A 19,660-nucleotide genomic window follows, 5' to 3' on the forward strand; every position below is an offset into this window, starting at 1 on the left:
GGCCCCGGTGGGGCCGGCCCTATCGTCGCTCTAGGCCCGGAAGGCCGCGGCCGCGCGGGCCAGGTCGGCGATCCGCTCGTAGTCACCGGCAGCGAGGGCGTCGGGCGGGGTGAGCCACGAGCCGCCGACGCACCCGACGTTGGGCAGGGCGAGGTAGTCCGGTGCCGTCGCGGGCGTGATCCCCCCGGTCGGGCAGAACCGCGCGTCCGGCACCGGGGCGCTGATCGACCGGAGGTACGCCGCACCGCCGGCCGCCTCGGCCGGGAAGAACTTCATCTCGGTGAACCCCGCCTCCAGGACGGTCAGCACCTCCGACACGGTGGCCGTCCCCGGGAGGAACGGCAGCCCCGTGTCGGCCATCGCCGCCAGCAGGGCGGGCGTGGCGCCCGGCGACACGAGGAACCGCGCGCCCGCCGCCACGGCCTGCGCGGCCTGCTCGGGACGGACGATCGTCCCGGCACCGACGAGGATCTCGGGCACCTCGTCGGCGATGGCGCGGATGGCGTCGAGCGCCACGTCGGTGCGGAGGGTCAGCTCGATCGCGGGGAGTCCCCCGGCGACCAGGGCCTTCGCGACCGGCACCGCGTGCTCGAGGCGCTCGAGCACGACGACCGGCATGACGGGCACCCCTGTGACGGAGTCGAGCAGGTCACCGGACACGGCTGGCCTCCCGGACAGGTGCGGCGGCCACGCCGTACGACGGGAAGACGCTCGCGCCCGCGTCGGCCGGTCCGACGGACGCCCGGAACGCCCCGAAGAGCTCCCGTCCGGTGCCGGCCCACGCCGACGACGCGCTCGCGACGTCGGCGGGCTCCCGTCCGCGCAGCGCGTCCGCGTCCACGACCCCGAGCACGCCGCGATCGGCGTCGACGGTGATCAGGTCGCCGTCACGTACCCGGGCGAGCGGCCCGCCGAGGGCGGCCTCCGGGGTGACGTGGATGGCGGCCGGCACCTTGCCGGACGCCCCGGACATCCGCCCGTCGGTCACCAGCGCCACTCGCTGCCCGCGGTCCTGCAGCACGCCGAGCGCCGGCGTGAGCTTGTGCAGCTCGGGCATGCCGTTGGCGGCAGGCCCCTGGAACCGGAGGACCGCGACCAGGTCCCGGCCGTCGAGCCGGCCTTCCTGGAACGCTGCCAGGAAGTCGGCCTGGTCGTCGAAGACCTGGGCCGGCGCGCTCACCACCCGGTGCTCGGGCCGCACCGCCGACACCTTCATCACGCCGGTGCCGAGCGGCCCGTGGAGGACCTTGAGGCCTCCGTCGGCAGCGAAGGGGTCCGTCGCCGGGCGGAGCACCGTGGGGTCGAGCGGGGCCGCCGGGCCGTCCGCCCAGATGAGCTCGCCGTCCCGCAGCCGGGGCTCGGCGGTGTAGCGCCCGAGGCCCGGGCCGGCGATCGTCCGCACGTCATCGTGGAGCAGGCCGGACCCGAGCAGGGTACGGACCAGGAACCCCACTCCGCCGGCGGCGTGGAAGTGGTTCACGTCGGCCGAGCCGTTGGGGTAGATCCGGGCGAGCAGCGGCACCACCGCCGACAGGTCGGCGAGGTCGTCCCAGGTCAGCGTGATCCCCGCGGCGCGCGCGATCGCCACCAGGTGCATCGTGTGGTTGGTCGAGCCGCCACTGGCGAGCAGCGCCACGCAGGCGTTGACGACCGCCTTCTCGTCGACGAGCTCGCCGATCGGTGTCGACTCGCCGCCGTGCTCGGTGATCGCGACGGCCCGCGCCGCCGCGGCGCGGGTGAGCGCCTCCCGGAGGGGCGTGCCCGGGTTGACGAACGACGAGCCCGGCAGGTGGAGGCCGAGGACCTCCATCAGCAGCTGGTTGGAGTTGGCCGTGCCGTAGAACGTGCACGTCCCGCGGGAGTGGTACGACGCCGCCTCCGCCGCGAGCAGCTCCTCGCGCCCGACCTTCCCCTCGGCGTGGAGCTGGCGGACCTTCGCCTTCTCGCCGTTCGGGAGGCCGGAGGCCATCGGCCCGGCGGGGACGAAGACCGTCGGCAGGTGACCGAACGACAGGGCGCCGATGAGCAGCCCCGGCACGATCTTGTCGCACACCCCGAGCATCACCGCGCCGTCGAACATGTCGTGGCTCAGCGCGATCGCGGTCGACATCGCGATCACGTCGCGGCTGAAGAGCGAGAGCTGCATGCCGTCGCGGCCCTGCGTGATGCCGTCGCACATGGCCGGCACGCCGCCCGCCACCTGCGCGATCCCCCCGGCGCGGATCACCGCGTCCTTGAGGACCGGCGGGTAGTCGCCGTACGGCTGGTGCGCGGAGAGCATGTCGTTGTAGCTGGTGACGATCGCCAGGTTCGGCTTGCCGCCCCGGCGCAGCGACTCCTTCTCCGCGCCCTCGGCCGCGGCGAACCCGTGGGCGAGGTTGGCGCAGCCGAGCCGGCCGCGCGCCGGGCCGCGGACGGCGGCGGCGCGGATCCGGACGAGGTACTCCTCACGTCCCGGCCCGCTCCGCTCGACGATCCGCGCGGTGACGTCAGCGATGACAGGGTGGGGCCTCATTCGTCCTCCTCCTGCCAGGCGCGGCCGTCCCGTTCGATCAGCGTGGTCGCGGCGGTGGGCCCGCTGGTGCCGGCGGCGTAGCGCCGCGGCCGCTGGGGGGTCACCGCCCACCGCTGGAGGATCGGCTCCGTCCACGCCCACGAGGCCTCCACCTCGTCGCGGCGCATGAACAGGGTCGGGTTGCCGCGCATGACGTCCATGAGCAGCCGCTCGTAGGCGTCGGGAGAGCGGCTGCCGAACGCCGTGGCGTAGCTGAGGTCGAGCGACACCGGCCGCAACCGGATGCCGCCGGGCCCCGGCTCCTTCGCGGTCAGGTGCAGGTGCATGCCCTCGTCGGGCTGGACCCGGATGTGCAGCCGGTTCGGCGCGTTCACCCCCTGGCTGTGCGGGAACATCGCGTGCGGCGGCTCCTTGAACACCACCACGATCTCGGAGATCTTGCGGTCCATCCGCTTGCCCGTGCGCAGGTAGAACGGCACGCCGGCCCAGCGCCAGTTCTGCACCTCGGCCTTGATCGCCACGAACGTCTCGGTGGCGCTGTGGGGACGGCCGATGTCCTCGGTGTACGACGGCACGACGCTCCCCGCCACGACGCCCTCGCCGTACCGCCCCCGCACGGTGTCGCGGTCGACGTCCTCGGGCGTCATCGGCTTGAGCGCCTGGAGCACCTTCAGCTTCTCGTCGCGGACGGTCTCCCTGCCGACGTACGTCGGCGGCTCCATCGCCACCAGGCACAACAGCTGGAGCAGGTGGTTCTGGACCATGTCGCGGAGCGCTCCGGACTGGTCGTAGTACTCACCACGGTCGCCCACCCCCAGCGTCTCGGCGACGGTGATCTGCACGTGGTCGACCCAGCGGGAGTTCCAGAGCGGCTCGAGGAAGGTGTTGGCGAACCGGGTCACCAGCAGGTTCTGGACGCTCTCCTTGCCGAGGAAGTGGTCGATCCGGAAGATCTGCTGCTCGGCGAACACCTCGCCCACCACCGCGTTGATCGACCGGGCGGACTCGAGGTCGTCGCCGATCGGCTTCTCGAGCACGACCCGGGAGGTCTCCTCGACCGCTCCGATCTCGCCGAGGCGGCGGCAGATCGGGCCGAAGAGCTTCGGCGACACGGCGAGGTAGAACACCCGGACGGCCTCCGGCGACTGCTGCTCCTTGAGCACGGCGTGCAGCAGGTGCCATTCATCGGGCTGGGTCGCGTCGAGGGTCAGGTGGTGGAGCCGCTCGAGGAGCCGCCCGAACGCGTCCGGGTCGATCTCGTCGACGTGCTCGGCCGCAGCCTCCGCCACGAGGCTGCGGTAGGCGACGTCGTCGAGGTCGGAGCGGGAGACGCCGATGATCCGGGTCGCCGCGGGCAGCTGGTGCTCGAGCTCGCGGTGGTAGAGCGCGGGCAGCAGCTTGCGGAGCGCGAGGTCTCCGGTGCCGCCGAAGACGACGATGTCGCACTCGGGCAGGTCGGCTAGGTGCTCTGCGGGGGGCGGAAGCATGGGCTCCACCGAAGGACCGAAGGATGTCCTTCGCAATACAAACTTTTGTCTGCTACATACCAAAGTAGGGTGAGCGTGTGTCGGACAGTGCCGGACATCTGCTGGAGTTGGTGCGCTCCGGGCGCGCGCGCACCCGTTCCGAGCTGCGCCGGGTGACCGGTCTCTCCCGCACCGCGGTCGTGAACCGGGTGGACGCCCTGGCCGGGGCAGGCCTGCTGCTGCTCGGCCACGAGCTCGAGTCGACGGGCGGCCGCCGGCCGGGGAGCCTGGTCTTCAACAAGGACGCCGGCGTCGTGCTGGCCGCCGCGATCGGGCGCTCCCGCTCCCAGCTCGCCGTCTTCGACCTCGCCGGTGACGAGCTCGACGCGACGTCCTTCGACCACGAGCTCGGCGCCGGCCCCGACGTGGTCATGCCGGCCGTGACGGAGCGGCTGCAGGGACTCCTCGACGCCATCGGGCGACCCCTGCTCGGTGTCGGAGTGAGCCTCCCGGGCGCGGTCGACACCGACCGGGGAGTGAGCGTCGACTCGCCCGTGCTCGCCGCCTGGGCCGGAGTCGACCTGACGCCGTACTTCGCCGACCTCGGTGGGGTGCCGACCTATGTTGGCAACGACGCCGACGTGCTCGCCCGCTCGGAGCGGATGGGCCATGCCGCCGTGTACGACGACCTGATCGTGGTCAAGGCGTCGACCGGGCTCGGCCTCGGCATCATCGCCGAGGGGCGCGTCGTGTCCGGGCACCTCGGCGCCGCCGGCGAGATCGGCCACACGAAGGTCGAGCTCGCCGACGGCCTGCCCTGCCGGTGCGGCGACCGGGGCTGCCTCGAGACCGTCGCCGGCGGCTGGTCCCTCGTGAAGCAGGTCGTCGAGGCCGGCCGGCCGATCCAGCACGTCCGGGAGCTGACGGCGATGGCCGTCGCCGGCGACCCCGAGGCCAAGCACCTGCTCCGCGAGAGCGGGCGCCGGCTCGGGGAGCCCCTGGCCGTCGCCATCAACCTGCTGAACCCGCAGGCGGTCGTGATCGGCGGTGACATGGCCGCCGCGTTCGACGTCTACGCGGCCGGCGTCCGCGAGAGCGTCTACGCCCGGGCGTCCGCCATCGCGACCCGCGAGCTGCGGATCCTGCCGTCGACCTTCGGCGACCGCGCCGGCGTCGTCGGGTGCGCCGCGATGGCGCTGGACCAGGTGCTCAGCCCCGCCTCCGTGCAAGCACTGCTCGACAAGCGCGCCGCGCGCTGACCGTCAGGACTCGACCTCGGCCTTGAGCCGCTCGAGGGTCTTGTTCATGCCGGCGAGGATCTCCTCGTCGAACCGGTCGAGCCCGCCCATCACCACACCCTGGAGCTTCGCCGACATGGGCGCCAGCCCGTCCGGCGCCTCGCGTCGTACGACGACGCGGGTGCCGCCGGCCGCCAGCGGCTCCAGCGTGTAGGACCAGACCGTGAAGTTGTCCTTGACCCGGAACGCGAGCTCGCGCGGCGGCTCGAACCGGATCACCTTCGACCGCGTCGGCCAGACCTTCCAGCCGCTGCGGTTGATGTTGAGCGTCTTCGTGCCCAGGCCGCCGGGGCCGCGCTGGATCGTCTTGACCACCTGGGGGCTCCACGCGGCCATCCGCGGGAGGTCGGACACCAGCGCCCAGATCTCCTCCGGGGTCGCTGCCATGTCGATCGTCGCTTCGAGCGTCTTCGCCTCGGTCACCGTCATGCCGCGACCCTAGGGCGACGCGGCGTCGCAGTCATCCGACTGTGGTAGGCAACACCTGGGCCCTCAGATGGCGCGCGTCACGGTGATCGTCACGTCGCTGCAGCCGGCAGCGAGGTTCTGCATCGCGCTCTTCTCACCGCTGTTGACCGTCAGCCGCCACCGGATCTTGACCGCGACGAACTCCCGCAGGTAGCGGCACTTGTCGTACGTCGGCAGCCACTCGGCGATGTCCTGGTCGCCCTTCGCCTGGTTGACGGTGTCGGTGACGCCGACCAGTGAGCGGTAGTCGCCGAGGTCGTTGGCGTAGGCCTCGCGCTGGGCGGCGGTCCAGTTGCGGGCACCGGAGTCCCAGGCCTCGGCGAGGGCGACCATGTGGTCGATGTCGATCCGGCCGGGATCGGTCCACGAGACCCGGTCGTAGTAGGAGAACCAGCGGCCGCCCGACAGGTTGCTGCAGGTCACCGCCGTCTCGGACTCGATGTCGAGCACCTCGTATCTCGTGTTGCACCCGTCGCCGTCGGCGTCGACCCAGTGCTTGAACTGGTCGCGGCTGTAGCCGGTCCGGACCTCGGCCGCGACCGGCAGGTTGTTGATCGCGGTGACCAGCGGCGCGGAGTACGTCTCCCCCGCGGCCTGAGCCGTGGGCGCCGGGCCGACCCCGACGAGGAGGGACGTGAGCACCCCGGTGAGCAGGGCGAGCGAGGAGAGCTTCTTCATGGCGGCCTCCGGTGACGGCGTGTGCGGTCGATGCTGCCACCGAGAGCCGGTGTTGCGCGTCAGCCAGGCGGGCGATTTCCGTCAGTGTTCACGCGCGGCCCACCACTCGCGGAGTGCCGCCTTCGCGTCGTCCTCGGACATCGGGCCGTTGTCGAGCCGCAGCTCGAGCAGGAACTTGTAGGCCTCCCCGACCTCGCGGCCCGGCGCGATGCCGAGGACCTCCATGATCTGGTTGCCGTCGAGGTCGGGCCGGATCGACGCCAGCTCCTCCTCCTCGGACAGCCGCTCGATGCGGGCCTCCAGCTCGTCGTAGGTACGTCGGAGCCGGTCGGCCTTGCGCTTGTTGCGGGTCGTGCAGTCGGCGCGGGTGAGCACGTGCAGCCGGTCGAGCTGGTCGCCGGCGTCCCGCACATATCGGCGCACCGCGGAGTCGGTCCACTCGCCCGAGCCGTAGCCGTGGAACCGCAGGTGCAGCTCCACCAGGTGGCTGACGGCGTCGATCTGGTCGCCGGAGAAGCGCAGGGCCTGCATCCGCTTGCGGGTGATCTTGGCGCCGACCACGTCGTGGTGGTGGAACGTCACGGTGCCGTCGTCGAGGAACCGCCGGGTCTTGGGCTTGCCGACATCGTGCATGAGCGCGGCGAACCGCGAGACGAAGTCGGGCCGCCCGCCGAGCCGGTCCTCGAGGTCGATGGCCTGCTCGAGCACCGTCAGCGTGTGCTCATAGACGTCCTTGTGCCGGTGGTGCTCGTCGCGCTCGAGCCGGAGTCGCGGGAGCTCGGGCAGCACGTGGTCGGCGAGCCCGGTGTCGACGAGCAGGGTCAGGCCCAGCCGCGGGTACGGCGCGCACACCAGCTTCAGCAGCTCGTCGCGCACCCGCTCGGCCGAGACGATCGTGATCCGCTCGGCCATCCCCGTCATCGCGGCGACCACCGGCTCGTCCACCGCGAACCCCAGCTGAGCGGCGAACCGCGCCGCACGCATCATCCGCAACGGGTCGTCGGAGAACGAGTCCTCCGGCCGGCCGGGCGTCCGGAGCACCTTGTTGGCCAGGTCGACCACGCCGCCGAACGGGTCGTCGATCAGCCGGCCCGGCAACCGCACCGCCATCGCGTTGACCGTGAAGTCGCGGCGGCCCAGGTCGCCGGCCAGCGTGTCGCCGTACTTCACCTCGGGCTTGCGCGAGCTCGGGTCGTAGGCCTCCGAGCGGTACGTCGTCACCTCGACCACCCAGTCGCCCTTGCGGCACCCGATCGTGCCGAAGTCGCGGCCCATGTCCCACCACGCGTCGCCCCAGCCACGCAGGATCTTGTCGGTCTGCTCCGGCCGTGCTGACGTCGTGAAGTCGAGGTCGTTGGAGTGCCGCCCCAGCATCGCGTCCCGCACCGGCCCCCCGACCAGCGCCAGCTCGTGCCCGGCCTCGGCGAACAGCACCCCGAGCTCGTCGATCACCGGCCCGATCCGCTCGAGCTCCGCCGTGACCGCTTCCTGCACGTCGACCAACCGGATCGGCTCTGGCGACGGCAGATGGGGCTCGGACACGGGCCGGAGTCTACGAGTGCCGGTCCCGGCGGGCCCGGGGAGGCGCTGCGCTGGGCTGTTCCTGGCTGCGCCGGTCGTGTGTGTCGCGCGTGGGTGGGGGCGGTGCCGGGAGGNNCGCCGCGGGACAAGAGCGGGGACCCCGCCGCCGGCCCCCTCGCATGGGGCCGGGTGCGACCTGCCAGGGGCGAACCGAGTTCTGATGGGCTGAGACAGAGTTGATGGGCCGCTTCGCCGGCGGCACCCCGATTGCCCCGCGGCGACCTCCCGGCACCGCCTGCAGTCGACGCGCGAGACCCACGCGGCTCCGGCTTCTCTGATAGGGGGATGGGTCTCGGGGCCGGTCGATCACCCAGAGCCGACCGGCTACGGGGTCGGGTCCCCTCTCCCACGGCACTTGCCTGAGCACGAAAGGTTTCCCACCCACCCCGAATGCCGGAGCCGCGGGCGGCGCGGACCTGGGGGTCGGGCCGGAGCGGGGAGGGTCACGCCCTCCCAGCGCAGGCACGGCCCACAGTGCCGACACACACGAAACGGCGCAGCCAACATCAGCCCAGCGCAGCGCCCACAGCGCCCCTCCCTCTCTCGCACAGGCGGTCGCACTACCCTCGGTGCGTGGTCCTCCGCCCTCTCGTCCTGCGCGCTTCCGTGGGGGTGGTGGCGACGCTGGCGGCGGGACTGATGACCAGCGCGCCCGCGACCGCGGCGGTGCCGGACCCGGCGCGCGACCACCTGAGCGACACCGTCCCGGCGACGTACGACGCTCCGTTGCTGGTCACGATCGACGACCTGACGCCGGGCGAGGTGCCCGACCGCGGGCCGGTGGTCGTGACCGGGAGCGTGATCAACCGCGACGTCGAGACCTGGACCGGGGTCGCCCTCTACCCGTTCATCAACGCCGGCGACTGCCCGGCGTGCCCGCCGCCGATCACGACCGCCGCGGAGCTGGTCGCCGCGGCGGAGACCGACCCCGATGCGCTGGTCGGCAACCGGATCGTCGACGTCAGCGCCCAGATCGACTCGCTGGCGCCGGGCGAGGTGGCGACGTACTCCATCCGGATTCCACGGAGACTGCTGCCGGTGACCTCGCCGGGCATCTACTGGTTCGGTGTGCACGCGCTGGGCGCGAGCGAGAGCAAGCCGGACGACGAGTTCGCGGACGGCCGGGCGCGCACCTTCCTGCCCTACGTCCCCCGCGGTCGCGACGGGATCCGCGGGCAGGTCGACACCGCGGTCGTCGTGCCGCTGCGCTTCCGGGTCCAGCACCGGCAGAACGGCGCGCTCGCGCGGCCGCAGGAGTGGCTCGACGCCTACGAGCCGATCGGCGAGCTGGGTGGACCGCTGGCCTTCGGGTCGGCGGCGTTCGGCCAGTCGGTGTCGTGGCTGGTCGACCCGGCCGTGCTGGACGCCGTACGCCGGCTGCGCCGCGGGAACCCGCCGCGCGACCTCGGTCCCGAACCGTCCGACGCCGACGAGGACGGCGACGGCGAGAGCGAGAGCCCGGCCGAGGGCGCCAAGGCGGAGGCCGAGGAGGACGAGACCCAGGAGAACGACCCGGTGGCGGAGGCGTCCGGGGAGTGGCTCGACTCGGTCGAGGTCGCGCTGCGGGGCGAGGAGGTCCTGGCCCTGCCGTACGGCGACATCGACATGTCGGCCACCCCGGAGTGGATGCCGGCCCTCTACCCGCTGTCTCGCGAGCGGGCCGGCGACGTGCTGAGCTCGTGGGAGACCGAGACGGAGCCGGTGGTCGCGTCACCGGGCGGCTACCTCGACCCGTCCGGGATCCCGTCGATCGACGACGACAGCACCCTGCTCGTGACGGACCGGATGTTCGAGGCGCCGGAGTTCCGGCGCGGCGCCCCCGTGGTCGGTGAGTACGACGACCACGCGATCGTCGCGACGTCGTACGGCGCCGCGACGGGCGGTCCCGGCCCGGAGCCGCGGCTGTCGCCGGTCTCGTTCCGGCAGCGGGTGCTCTCCGAGGCCGCGCTGCGCCTGATCGGCCAGGGGCCGCGGCACCCGCTCGTGGTGATGGTGCCGCGCACGATCGACAGCGCCGGCGCGGCGGCGTTCTGGTCCGGCCTCGACGCGAGCTGGCTCAACCTGACGACGCTCGCCGACGCGACCGACCGGCCGCGGACGCCCGTCGAGCCCGATGCGCTGAGCTACCCCGAGGACCAGGAGACCGCCGAGCTCGACTCGACCGTCTTCTACGAGGCGGAGCGGCTGATCGACTCCGGTGCCACGCTCCAGAACCTGCTGACCGAGGCCGAGCGGACGGCGTCGGACGTGCGTGACGAGGCGCTCACCGGAGCGTCGTACCACTTCCGCACGGAGCCGACCGTCACCGCGGACCGGCTCTCCCGCTCGCGGACCTGGATCGACCGCCGGCTGAGGTCGGTGGTGATCGAGGGCCCGCCGGGCGTCACGCTGTCGGGCGCCGACGGCACCTTCGCGGTCACGGTGACCAACAACCTCGACCGCCCGGTCACGGTCCACCTGGTCGCGGAGAGCGAGGACGACCGGGTGAGCGTCGACGTCGGCGACCCGGTGGTGCTCGCCGCCGACAGCCGGACGACCCTGGCCCTGCCTGCTCACGCCCGCCGCACGGGCGTGCACAACGTGACCCTGTCGGTGACCGACGTCGACGGCACCCCGCTGGGATCCTCGGCGGAGGTTCCGATCCGGTCCGGCCAGGTCAGCGAGGTGATCTGGGTGATCATCGGCAGCGGCGTCGGCATCCTCTTCGTCGCGATCGGGCTCCGGCTGTTCCGACGCATCCGCCGCCACCGCCGGGCGTCGACCCCTTCGACAAGCTCAGGGACCGCGACCACCGAAGGCATGGCGTGACCGAGGACGCCACGAGCGAAGAGCGCGGCATCCTCGCGAACAGTGCGGTGATGGCCGCGGGCACGGTCGTCTCGCGGTTCAGCGGCTTCATCCGCTCGACCCTGCTCGTCGCGGCCCTCGGCGTGGGCCTGCACGCGGACCTGTTCACGATCGCCAACACGGTCCCGAACATGCTCTACATCCTTCTCGCGGGAGGCGTGTTCAACGCCGTGCTCGTGCCGCAGCTGGTGCGGGCCATGAAGAACGACCCCGACGGCGGCACGGCGTACGTCGACCGCGTCGTCACCCTGGCCGTCCTCTTCCTCGGCGCGGTGACGATCCTGCTGGTCGTCGCGGCACCGTGGGTGATGACGCTGCTGCTCGACAGCAGGTTCGGCGACCCGGAGCTGGCCGCGCAGAAGCAGTCGGCGATCGACTTCGCGCGCTACTGCCTGCCGCAGGTGTTCTTCTACGGGATGTTCGTCCTGGTCGGGCAGATCCTCAACGCCCGGGGCCGGTTCGGCCCGATGATGTGGGCGCCGATCGCCAACAACGTGATCGCCATCGGCGTGCTGGTCGTCTACCTGCTCTGGTTCGGCGCGGCCTCCGAGACCGAGCAGTTCGGCGCGTTCACCCCGTCGCAGGAGGCGTGGCTGGGCATCGGGTCGACGCTCGGCATCGCCGCGCAGCTCCTGATCCTGGTGCCCTACCTCCGCGCCGCCGGGGTGCGGCTGCGGCCGCGCTTCGACTTCCGCGGCGTCGGTCTCGGCCACACGATGCGACTCGCCGTCTGGACGGTGCTGTTCGTCGTCGTCAACCAGGCGGCGTACGTCGTCGTCGTCCGGCTCGCGTCCGGCGGCACCGCCGCCGAGGCCGACGGCACCGGCATCACGATCTACTCCTCGGCCCAGCTGGTCACGATGGTGCCGCACTCGATCATCACGGTGTCCCTCGCGACCGCGATCCTGCCGCGTCTCTCGGCGTACGCCGCGGCCGACGACAGAGCGGCCCTGGCGCGGACCCTCGTCAGCACCATCCGTACGGCGCTCGTCGTCGCCGTGCCGTTCGCCCTGCTGATGCCGTTCATCGCGATCGAGGTGGCCCAGGTCCTGTGGGGCCACGGCGCGACCGCCGAGAGCTACCCGCGCTTCGAGTCGACGCTCGCGCTGTTCGGCGCCGGGCTCGTGTTCTTCACGCTGCACTACCTGACCCTGCGCGGGTTCTACGCGCTCGAGCAGAACCGCACCGTCTTCCTCATCCAGTGCGTGATCGCCTCGGTCAACATCGCGCTCGCCATCGTGCTCGTGGGGATGGTCGACGAGGAGCTCACCGCGCCGATGCTGGTCCTCGCCTACACCGGCGCGTACGCCGTCGGCTCGGTGCTGTCCTTCGGCCTGCTGGCGCGGCGCCTCGGTGACGTGCCCGTCGGCTCGCTGGCCGGGTTCGCCCTCCGCCTGGTGGTCGCGGGTGCCGTCGGCGCCGGGGCGGCCTGGCTCGTCGGACTGGGCCTGGAGGAGCTCTTCGACCAGGCGCCTGGGGCCGGCGGCTGGTGGTGGGCGGCGGTCGAGGCCGCGGCCATGGGCGCCGTCGCGCTGGCCGTGCTCGTGCTGCTCGCGCGCGTCCTGCAGCTGCGCGAGGTGACCTCGGTGATGGACACCGTGGCCGCGCGGGTACGCCGCGGCTGACGCCCGCTCCCCAATCCCCCGCAGGGCGGGAGCGCGCGCCCTACGATGGAAACAGCAGGACGCCTCGAGCAAGCAAGGACTGTCCCGAGTGAGAAGGACTGGGCGTTGACGACGTCGACGCGGCCAGGCGAAGTGCTGGCCGGCCGCTACCGGTTGATCGACCTGTTGACCGAGAGCGGCGGCGGGCGGTTCTGGCGTGCCCACGACCGCGTCCTCGAGCGGTTCGTCGCCCTGCACGTCATCCCGGAGGACGATCCTCGGGCGCCGGGCCTGCTGGCGGCCGCCCGGGAGTCGGCCACCGTGCTCGACGCGCGGATCCTGCGGGTGCTCGACGCGGAGATGCGCGACGGGCGCTGCTTCGTCGTCAACGAGTGGGGCACCGGCACGTCCCTCGACATCCTGGTCACGCACGGCGGCCCGCTCGGCCCGCGCCGCTCGGCCTGGCTGGCGGCCGAGGTCGCCGGGGCGATCGCGACCGCCCACTCCCGTGGCGTCGCCCACGGCCGGCTCAACCCCGAGAACGTGCTCATCGACCGGCTCGGCGCCGTCCGCCTGATCGGCCTGTGCGTCGACGCGGCGCTCCACGGCCTGCCGTCAGGTCGGCTCGACCAGGACCGGCAGGACATCGGCGGTCTGCTCTACTGCGCGCTCACCGCGACCTGGCCCGGGCCGTCCGCGTCGATCGTCCCCGCCGCCCCCCACGAGCACGACGCGGTGCTGTCGCCCCGGCGGGTGCGGGCGGGCGTGCCCCGGCCGCTCGACCACCTGTGGTGCGAGCTGTCGGAGTCCGGTCATCACCGGCGGCTCTGGCACGGCCACCAGGAGGTCGACGTCTCCACCGCCTCCGCGGTCCGCGACCGGCTGCTGGAGTTCCTCGGCGGTGCCGAGGGGGCCGAGGGGCTGGGCCAGGCGCTGGCCGACTCGATCCCGCCGATCAACGAGGTCCGGCCGGTCGTGCTGCCGCAGGTGCCGGAGATGATGCCGCACGACTTCGTGCCGGCGCAGGTGCCGCCTGCCGTGGAGGAGGCCGCCCCGGAGGTCGATCCGGAGCCCGACCCGCAGGACGACGCCGTACCCGACGAGCCGCCGATCCCCTCCGTCGCCGACATCGTCGACCTCCCGACCGAGGCAGGCATGCCGGTCTTCGACGACGAGGCCGACGAGGTCTCGTGGCTCCGCGCGCGCAGCACCCCGCCCCCGCCACCCCCGCCGTTCGACGAGCCCCCGGTGCGGCCGTTGTTCGCACCCGACCCTCCCGAGGGCGCGCCCGTACGCCGTCCCCGCACCGACGTGCCGCCGTCGTCGAACGGCACCGACACGTCCTTCGCGGCCGCCGGCTTCTGGCCGTGGGAGCCGGGGAACGGTGGCCCCGGCCCGGACGACGCGACGGCTGAGCACGAGGCGGTGCCCGGTCGCAGCTGGCTACGCCTCGCCATGGTGATCGCCGCCGCGCTCGCCCTGCTGCTGGCCGTCGTGGTGGCGTTCAACCTGGGCCGCGGCCGGACCCCGCTCGGGGCCGAGCGCGACGAGTCGACGCCGAGCCCCTCGCTGGAGACGCCCCCCGAGCCCACCGCGAGCCCGTTGGTCGGCGTGGTCGCCAGCGCGTTCGACCCGCTCGGCACCGACGGCGACGAGAACGGCTCCGCCGCCTCGCTGGCGGTCGACGGCGACCCTGCCACGGCGTGGTCGACGTCGACGTACGACGACCAGCTCGGCCCGGCGGCGCCCGCCCTCAAGTCCGGCGTCGGCCTCTACGTCGACCTGGGCGTGGTCCGCGAGGTCGCCTCCGTCGACCTCACCCTCGACGCCTCGCCGAGCGACGTCGAGCTCTACGTGAGCGACGAGACACCCACGGAGCCCCCCGCCGGCGAGCCCCTCGCTTCCGAGGGATCGTCCGGCACGTCGGTCACCCTCGAGCCGGAGTCGCCGGACGGTCCGCGCTCGGCCGTCACCGGTCGCTACGTCCTGGTGTGGTTCACTTCGCTTCCGGCGGTACCGGACGGCTTCCGGGCAGGGCTCTCGGAGGTGGTGGTGCGTGGACGCTGATCGGAGCGACGCGGATCTGCTCGCTGCCCACGTCGCGGGCGATCCCGACGCCTTCGGTCTGCTCTTCGCCCGGCACCGGGACCGGCTGTGGGCGGTGGCGCTGCGCACCACAGGCGATGCCGAGACCGCTGCCGACGGCCTCCAGGACGGCCTGGTGGCGGCGTTCCGGCGCGCCGGCAGCTTCCGCGGCGATGCCGCGGTGACGACCTGGCTGCACCGGGTCGTCGTCAACGCGTGCCTCGACCGGCTGCGGGCGGCGAAGGTACGCCGCGCCGACGCGCTGCCCGACGACCTCGACGACGGCGGCCGCGGCTCCGTGGTCACGGCCAACGACGAGTCCGACGAGCACCTCGACCCGGCCGAGCACGGCCTCCGCAGCGAGCGCCGGACCCAGGTCCTGGCGGCGCTCCGGCAGCTTCCCGTCGAGCAGCGGGCCGCCCTGGTCCTCGTCGACATGGAGGGGTACCCCGTCTCCGAGGCGGCCGAGATCCTCGACTGCGCGGTCGGCACCGTGAAGAGCCGCTGCTCGCGCGGACGGGCCCGGCTCGCCGTACTCCTGCGCCCGCTGCTCGACGCCGACGACGAGACCGACCCCACACCCGAGTCCGGGAACCCTCGTGCCACGCCGGACGTCGGATCCATGTCCCGACGTGGGCCACCCGGCGATCCCGCAGCCGACCCCGTCTGACCCCTCCGTAGCCCCCTCAGCAGCCCCCTCCGCAGCGCAGCAAGGACCCCGATGACCACCGACGAGCCCGACGAGCAGCTCGATACCCTCGCCCCGGCGGACGAGGCGCGGATCCGGGCGCTCCTGTCGGACGCGCGGGAGACCGACCCGATGCCGGCGCCGGTCGCCACCCGGCTGGACGAGGCGATCGCGGGCCTGGCCGCCGAGCGGACGCACGCGCTGGACAGCGGCTACGAGTCCAACGTGCGGCCACTGGTGCGGACCCGCCGCCACCGCGTCGTCGCGGTGCTCGGGGCCGCCGCGGCAGTCGCCGTGGTCGGGCTGGCCGTCGGCACGTTCTTCGACGACGACGACCGGCGGGTGCCGAACTCCACCTCGGCCGACACGGGCGTCGACCGCGGCACAGCCGCGTACGAGGCCGAGGCGGACGCGGAGGACGCGGAGGAGCCGAACCGGGTCGACCCCACCGACACCGCGGCCACCGACCAGACCCCCGAGCTCACCGTGACCAGCGACCCCCTCGGCGTCCACTCGCGGCGCCTGGTCCGCGACCTCGCCGGACTCCGCGACCAGTTCCTCCCGGACCCGCGGTCGGAGGACTACACCAGGAGCCCGACGTACGTCCCTTCGGGATTCACCTGCGACACCGCGCCGGTCGCGAACGCCGTCGTCGTCGGCGTGCGGTACGACGGCGCGCCCGCATACGTCGCGTTCCACTCGCCGATGGGCGACTCCCAGGTCGTCGACGTGCTGCAGTGCGGCACCGGCGACGTGCTCCGGTCGACGACGCTGCCCGTCGCGGACTGATACCGCGATCGGGGTCGCGGCGGTCCGCGAGGGAATGTCGCCCCCTACCATCGGGGTTGCATCCCCGATAGGCCTGACAGGCACGCGAACCCACAGCGATGAGGTCCCTCACCATGTCCGACACCCAGCCGACCCAGGCCACCGCGCCGCGCAACGTCATCGTGATCGGCTCTGGGCCGTCCGGCTACACCGCCGCGATCTACGCCGCCCGTGCCCAGCTGGCCCCGCTGGTCTTCGAGGGCTCGGTGACGGCTGGTGGCGCGCTGATGAACACCACCGAGGTCGAGAACTTCCCCGGCTTCCGTGACGGCATCATGGGCCCGGCACTGATGGACGAGATGAAGGCGCAGGCCGAGCGGTTCGGCGCCGAGCTGGTCGCCGACGACGTCGTCGAGGTCGACCTCACCGGCGACATCAAGATCGTCAAGACCGCGACCGACACCTACACCGCGCGGTCGGTGATCCTCGCGACCGGGTCGGGCTACCGCAAGCTCGGGCTGCCGGAGGAGGAGACCCTCGCCGGGCGTGGGGTGTCCTACTGCGCCACGTGCGACGGGTTCTTCTTCCGCGAGCAGCACATCGCCGTCATCGGCGGTGGTGACTCGGCGGTCGAGGAGGCGACGTTCCTCACCCGGTTCGGCAGCAAGGTCTCGCTGATCCACCGCCGCGACTCGCTGCGCGCCTCGAAGATCATGCAGGAGCGGGCGTTCGCCGACCCGAAGCTCGACGTGGTGTGGAACGCCGAGGTCGCCGCGATCAACGGCACCGACTCGCTGGAGTCGATCACGCTGCGCGACACGGTGACCGGTGAGACCCGCGACCTCGCCGCGACCGGCCTGTTCATCGCGATCGGCCACGAGCCCCGGTCGGAGCTGCTCAAGGGCCAGGTCGACCTCGACGAGAACGGCTACGTCCTGGTCAAGCAGCCGAGCACGGCGACGAACCTCCCGGGCGTCTTCGCGGCCGGCGACCTGGTCGACCACCACTACCGGCAGGCGATCACCGCGGCCGGCACCGGCTGCGCCGCCGCGCTCGACGCCGAGCGCTACCTGGCGATGCTCGACCACGCCGCGTCGTCGGCCGGATCGCCCGAGGACACCGAGGCCGAGGTCGCCAGCAGCGTCGGCCAGCCGGTCTAGACCGGGGCGGGAACAACCCCCCACCACCCTGTGTTCAACCTGGACACTTCACGTACTCCGCAACACAACCGCTCCGCCGAAGGGAAAGAACCGTGGGCAACATCGCAGCCGTGACCGACGCCGAGTTCGACACGCAGGTCCTCAAGTCCGACAAGCCAGTGCTGGTGGACTTCTGGGCCGAGTGGTGCGGCCCGTGCCGCCAGGTCGCGCCGATCCTCGACGAGATCGCCTCCACCCACGGCGACAAGGTCACGTTCTACAAGATGAACGTCGACGAGAACCCGGTCGTCCCGGCGTCGTACCGGATCACCAGCATCCCGACCATCAACGTCTACCAGGGCGGCGAGATCGTGAAGACGATCGTCGGTGCCCGCCCGAAGTCGGCGATCCTCAACGAGCTCTCTGAGTTCATCGCCTGACCCTTATGGCCGAGACCCGGCGCCCGTCCCTCCGGGGGCGGGCGTCGTGGCTTTTTCAGCGGCGCGGCACCTTCAGTTCAGGTCGCGGTGGGCGGGGGTCGGCCGCTTGCGTGGCTGCACGACGCCGACCAGCCGCTCGATGGCCGCCTCGACCTCGTCGCGCCAGGACACCAGGGAGCGCAGCTCCATCCGCATCCGCGGCGTCCGCGGGTGCGGTCGGTGGGTCTTGAACCCCACCCGGGCGAGGAACTCCGCCGGCAGCAGGCACCCGCTCTCGGCGGTGAGCCGGTTGCCGCCGTGGGCGAACGCCTCGACGGCCCTGATCCCGCCCCGGCCGACCAGGTCACGGGCCATGCCCTGCACCAGCAGCCGGCCGATCCCGGCGCCGTCGTACCCGTCGGCGACGAATGCCGTCGTCAGCAGCACCGCGTCCGGTGACGCCGGTGCGGTCGGGAACTGCGCTGCGCCCGGGACGTACGACGGCGGCGCGTAGGTCAGGTAGCCGACGGGCGTGCCGTCGATGATCGCCACCCGCCCGCAGGAGCCCCACTCGCGGAGCACCTCCGACATCCACGACTCCTTGACCTCCGCACGGGTCACGGCGTCGCCGAGGCGGCCGCGCCGGACCGGGTCCAGCTCCCAGAACAGACAGCTGCGGCACGGCACCCCGAGCTCATCGAGCGCATCGAGGTGGTCGAGCGTGAACGGGACAGTCGTGCGGGCCATGGCGCCTCCGAGAACAGCCTACGGCGCCACGAGCCGATATCGCCCTGCGCGAGCGGAACCCGGGCTGAGAGGATGCTGTGGTGCGCAAGATCCGCCAGAGCCAGAAGCTCCGCAACGTCCGGTACGACGTGCGCGGTCCCATCCTCGTCGAGGCCCAGCGTCTCGAGGCCGAGGGGCACCGCATCCTCAAGCTGAACATCGGCAACCCGGCGCCGTTCGGCTTCGAGGCACCGGAGGCGATCCTCGCCGACGTCATGCACCACCTGCCGGAGTCGCAGGGCTACAGCGACTCCCAGGGCATCTACTCCGCGCGCACGGCAGTGGCGCAGTACTACCAGGCCCGCGGACTGCGCGAGACCGAGGTCGAGGACGTCTTCATCGGCAACGGCGTCTCCGAGCTGATCTCGATGGTGCTCCAGGCGTTCGTCGACGACGGCAACGAGATCCTGGTGCCCGCCCCCGACTACCCGCTCTGGACCGGGGCGGTGACGCTGTCGGGCGGCACGCCCGTGCACTACCTGTGCGACGAGGACAACGGCTGGATGCCGGATCTCGAGGACATCGAGTCCAAGATCACCGAGAACACGCACGCCTTGGTCATCATCAACCCCAACAACCCCACTGGTGCCGTCTACAGCCGGCAGATGGTGGAGGCGCTGGTCGACATCGCCCGTCGCCACCAGCTGGTCGTCTTCGCCGACGAGATCTACGAGAAGATCCTGTTCGACGACGCAGTGCACCACCACGCAGCCGCGGCCGCCGGCCACGACGTTCTCTGCCTGACCTTCAGCGGCCTCTCGAAGGCCTACCGGGTCTGCGGCTACCGCGCCGGCTGGGTGATGATCTCCGGGCCCAAGGAGATCGCCGAGGAGTTCCTCGAGGGCCTCACCCTGATCGCCAACATGCGGATGTGCGCCAACGTCCCGGCCCAGCACGCCATCCAGACCGCGCTCGGCGGCTACCAGTCGATCAACGAGCTCATCGTCCCCGGCGGTCGCTTCTACGAGCAGAGCATGCTGGCGCACCGGCTGCTCAACGAGATCCCCGGCGTCAGCTCGGTCCGGCCGCAGGGCGCGCTCTACTGCTTCCCGCGGCTCGACCCGGAGGTCTACCCGATCGAGGACGACGAGCAGTTCGTGATCGAGCTCCTCCGCGCGAAGAAGATCCTGGTCACCCATGGCTCCGGGTTCAACTGGCCGAGGCCCGACCACTTCCGGCTGGTCACCCTGCCCGACGTCGACGTCCTCGAAGAGGCCATCGGCCGGATCGCGGAGTTCCTCGCCACCCGCCGCTGATCTCCACGGCGCTGGCTCCTTGTCGACGTGGTGACAAGTCGACGTGTCGCCATGTCGCTTTG

General features: G+C 72.4%; 16 protein-coding genes. 9 read left to right on the forward strand and 7 right to left on the reverse strand.

Going from position 1 to position 19,660, the window contains the following annotated elements:
• Positions 1–30: 30 nt before the first annotated feature.
• Genes eda through zwf form a run of 3 tightly spaced genes read right to left on the reverse strand, consistent with a single transcriptional unit; the run spans position 31 to position 4,002 of the window.
• On the reverse strand, positions 31–660 hold the full coding sequence (gene eda, locus F0U47_RS12315; protein WP_281290988.1) for a bifunctional 4-hydroxy-2-oxoglutarate aldolase/2-dehydro-3-deoxy-phosphogluconate aldolase: 630 nt from the start codon (positions 658–660) through the stop codon (positions 31–33).
• Entirely contained in the window at positions 650–2,515 is a 1,866-nt protein-coding gene (gene edd / locus F0U47_RS12320) for a phosphogluconate dehydratase (RefSeq protein WP_149750781.1), read from the reverse strand. Before edd ends, eda begins: the two co-directional genes overlap by 11 nt.
• On the reverse strand, positions 2,512–4,002 hold the full coding sequence (zwf, locus tag F0U47_RS12325) for a glucose-6-phosphate dehydrogenase (RefSeq protein ID WP_149750782.1): 1,491 nt from the start codon (positions 4,000–4,002) through the stop codon (positions 2,512–2,514). Before zwf ends, edd begins: the two co-directional genes overlap by 4 nt.
• Before the next feature lie 77 nt (positions 4,003–4,079).
• On the opposite strand from zwf, the gene F0U47_RS12330 reads away from it, so the two are divergent.
• The gene (locus F0U47_RS12330) at positions 4,080–5,240 is read left to right on the forward strand and encodes an ROK family protein (RefSeq protein WP_149750783.1); all 1,161 of its coding nucleotides are present in this window, start codon (positions 4,080–4,082) and stop codon (positions 5,238–5,240) included.
• A gap of 3 nt (positions 5,241–5,243) precedes the next feature.
• On the opposite strand, the gene F0U47_RS12335 is transcribed toward F0U47_RS12330, so the two are convergent.
• The 3 genes from F0U47_RS12335 to F0U47_RS12345 form a co-directional block, all read right to left on the reverse strand.
• Complete coding sequence (locus F0U47_RS12335) at positions 5,244–5,708, reverse strand: SRPBCC family protein (protein WP_149750784.1); 465 nt, start codon at positions 5,706–5,708, stop codon at positions 5,244–5,246.
• 63 nt (positions 5,709–5,771) lie between these two features.
• Positions 5,772–6,425 (reverse strand): HNH endonuclease family protein, encoded by a 654-nt coding sequence (locus F0U47_RS12340; RefSeq protein WP_149750785.1) that lies wholly within the window; start codon positions 6,423–6,425, stop codon positions 5,772–5,774.
• Between the two features lie 81 nt (positions 6,426–6,506).
• A complete protein-coding gene (locus tag F0U47_RS12345; protein ID WP_188111322.1) occupies positions 6,507–7,967 on the reverse strand; it encodes a CCA tRNA nucleotidyltransferase in 1,461 nt (486 codons plus the stop codon).
• 612 nt (positions 7,968–8,579) lie between these two features.
• On the opposite strand from F0U47_RS12345, the gene F0U47_RS12350 reads away from it, so the two are divergent.
• From F0U47_RS12350 to trxA, 7 genes are all read left to right on the forward strand, one after another.
• Complete coding sequence (locus tag F0U47_RS12350) at positions 8,580–10,814, forward strand: DUF6049 family protein (protein WP_149750786.1); 2,235 nt, start codon at positions 8,580–8,582, stop codon at positions 10,812–10,814.
• Positions 10,811–12,478, forward strand: a complete 1,668-nt coding sequence (murJ, locus tag F0U47_RS12355; protein WP_246159587.1) for a murein biosynthesis integral membrane protein MurJ — start codon at positions 10,811–10,813, stop codon at positions 12,476–12,478. The genes F0U47_RS12350 and murJ overlap by 4 nt, the downstream gene beginning before the upstream one ends.
• Before the next feature lie 105 nt (positions 12,479–12,583).
• A complete protein-coding gene (locus F0U47_RS21190) occupies positions 12,584–14,524 on the forward strand; it encodes a protein kinase family protein (protein ID WP_188111323.1) in 1,941 nt (646 codons plus the stop codon).
• Positions 14,514–15,212 carry an RNA polymerase sigma factor SigM gene (gene sigM / locus F0U47_RS12365; protein WP_149750787.1) on the forward strand — a complete coding sequence of 233 codons (699 nt, stop codon included), beginning with the start codon at positions 14,514–14,516 and terminating at the stop codon, positions 15,210–15,212. Before F0U47_RS21190 ends, sigM begins: the two co-directional genes overlap by 11 nt.
• Positions 15,213–15,263: 51 nt before the next feature.
• Positions 15,264–16,019 (forward strand): hypothetical protein, encoded by a 756-nt coding sequence (locus tag F0U47_RS12370; protein ID WP_149750788.1) that lies wholly within the window; start codon positions 15,264–15,266, stop codon positions 16,017–16,019.
• A 113-nt stretch (positions 16,020–16,132) separates the two neighbouring features.
• On the forward strand, positions 16,133–17,158 hold the full coding sequence (gene trxB / locus F0U47_RS12375) for a thioredoxin-disulfide reductase (RefSeq protein WP_149750789.1): 1,026 nt from the start codon (positions 16,133–16,135) through the stop codon (positions 17,156–17,158).
• A gap of 92 nt (positions 17,159–17,250) precedes the next feature.
• Positions 17,251–17,577 carry a thioredoxin gene (gene trxA, locus F0U47_RS12380; RefSeq protein WP_149750790.1) on the forward strand — a complete coding sequence of 109 codons (327 nt, stop codon included), beginning with the start codon at positions 17,251–17,253 and terminating at the stop codon, positions 17,575–17,577.
• A gap of 72 nt (positions 17,578–17,649) precedes the next feature.
• Here the strand turns inward: trxA and F0U47_RS12385 are convergent, their stop codons facing one another.
• Positions 17,650–18,303: a GNAT family N-acetyltransferase gene (locus F0U47_RS12385; RefSeq protein WP_149750791.1), complete on the reverse strand. Its 654-nt coding sequence runs from the start codon at positions 18,301–18,303 to the stop codon at positions 17,650–17,652.
• 80 nt (positions 18,304–18,383) lie between these two features.
• Here F0U47_RS12385 and F0U47_RS12390 point away from each other — a divergent pair, with 80 nt between their 5' ends.
• Positions 18,384–19,598, forward strand: coding sequence for a pyridoxal phosphate-dependent aminotransferase (locus F0U47_RS12390; protein WP_149750792.1), 1,215 nt, complete (start codon positions 18,384–18,386; stop codon positions 19,596–19,598).
• The last annotated feature ends 62 nt before the right edge of the window (positions 19,599–19,660 follow it).

It is taken from the genome of Nocardioides antri (assembly GCF_008373765.1).
In the GTDB taxonomy this organism is placed as follows: Bacteria; Actinomycetota; Actinomycetes; order Propionibacteriales; family Nocardioidaceae; genus Nocardioides; species Nocardioides antri.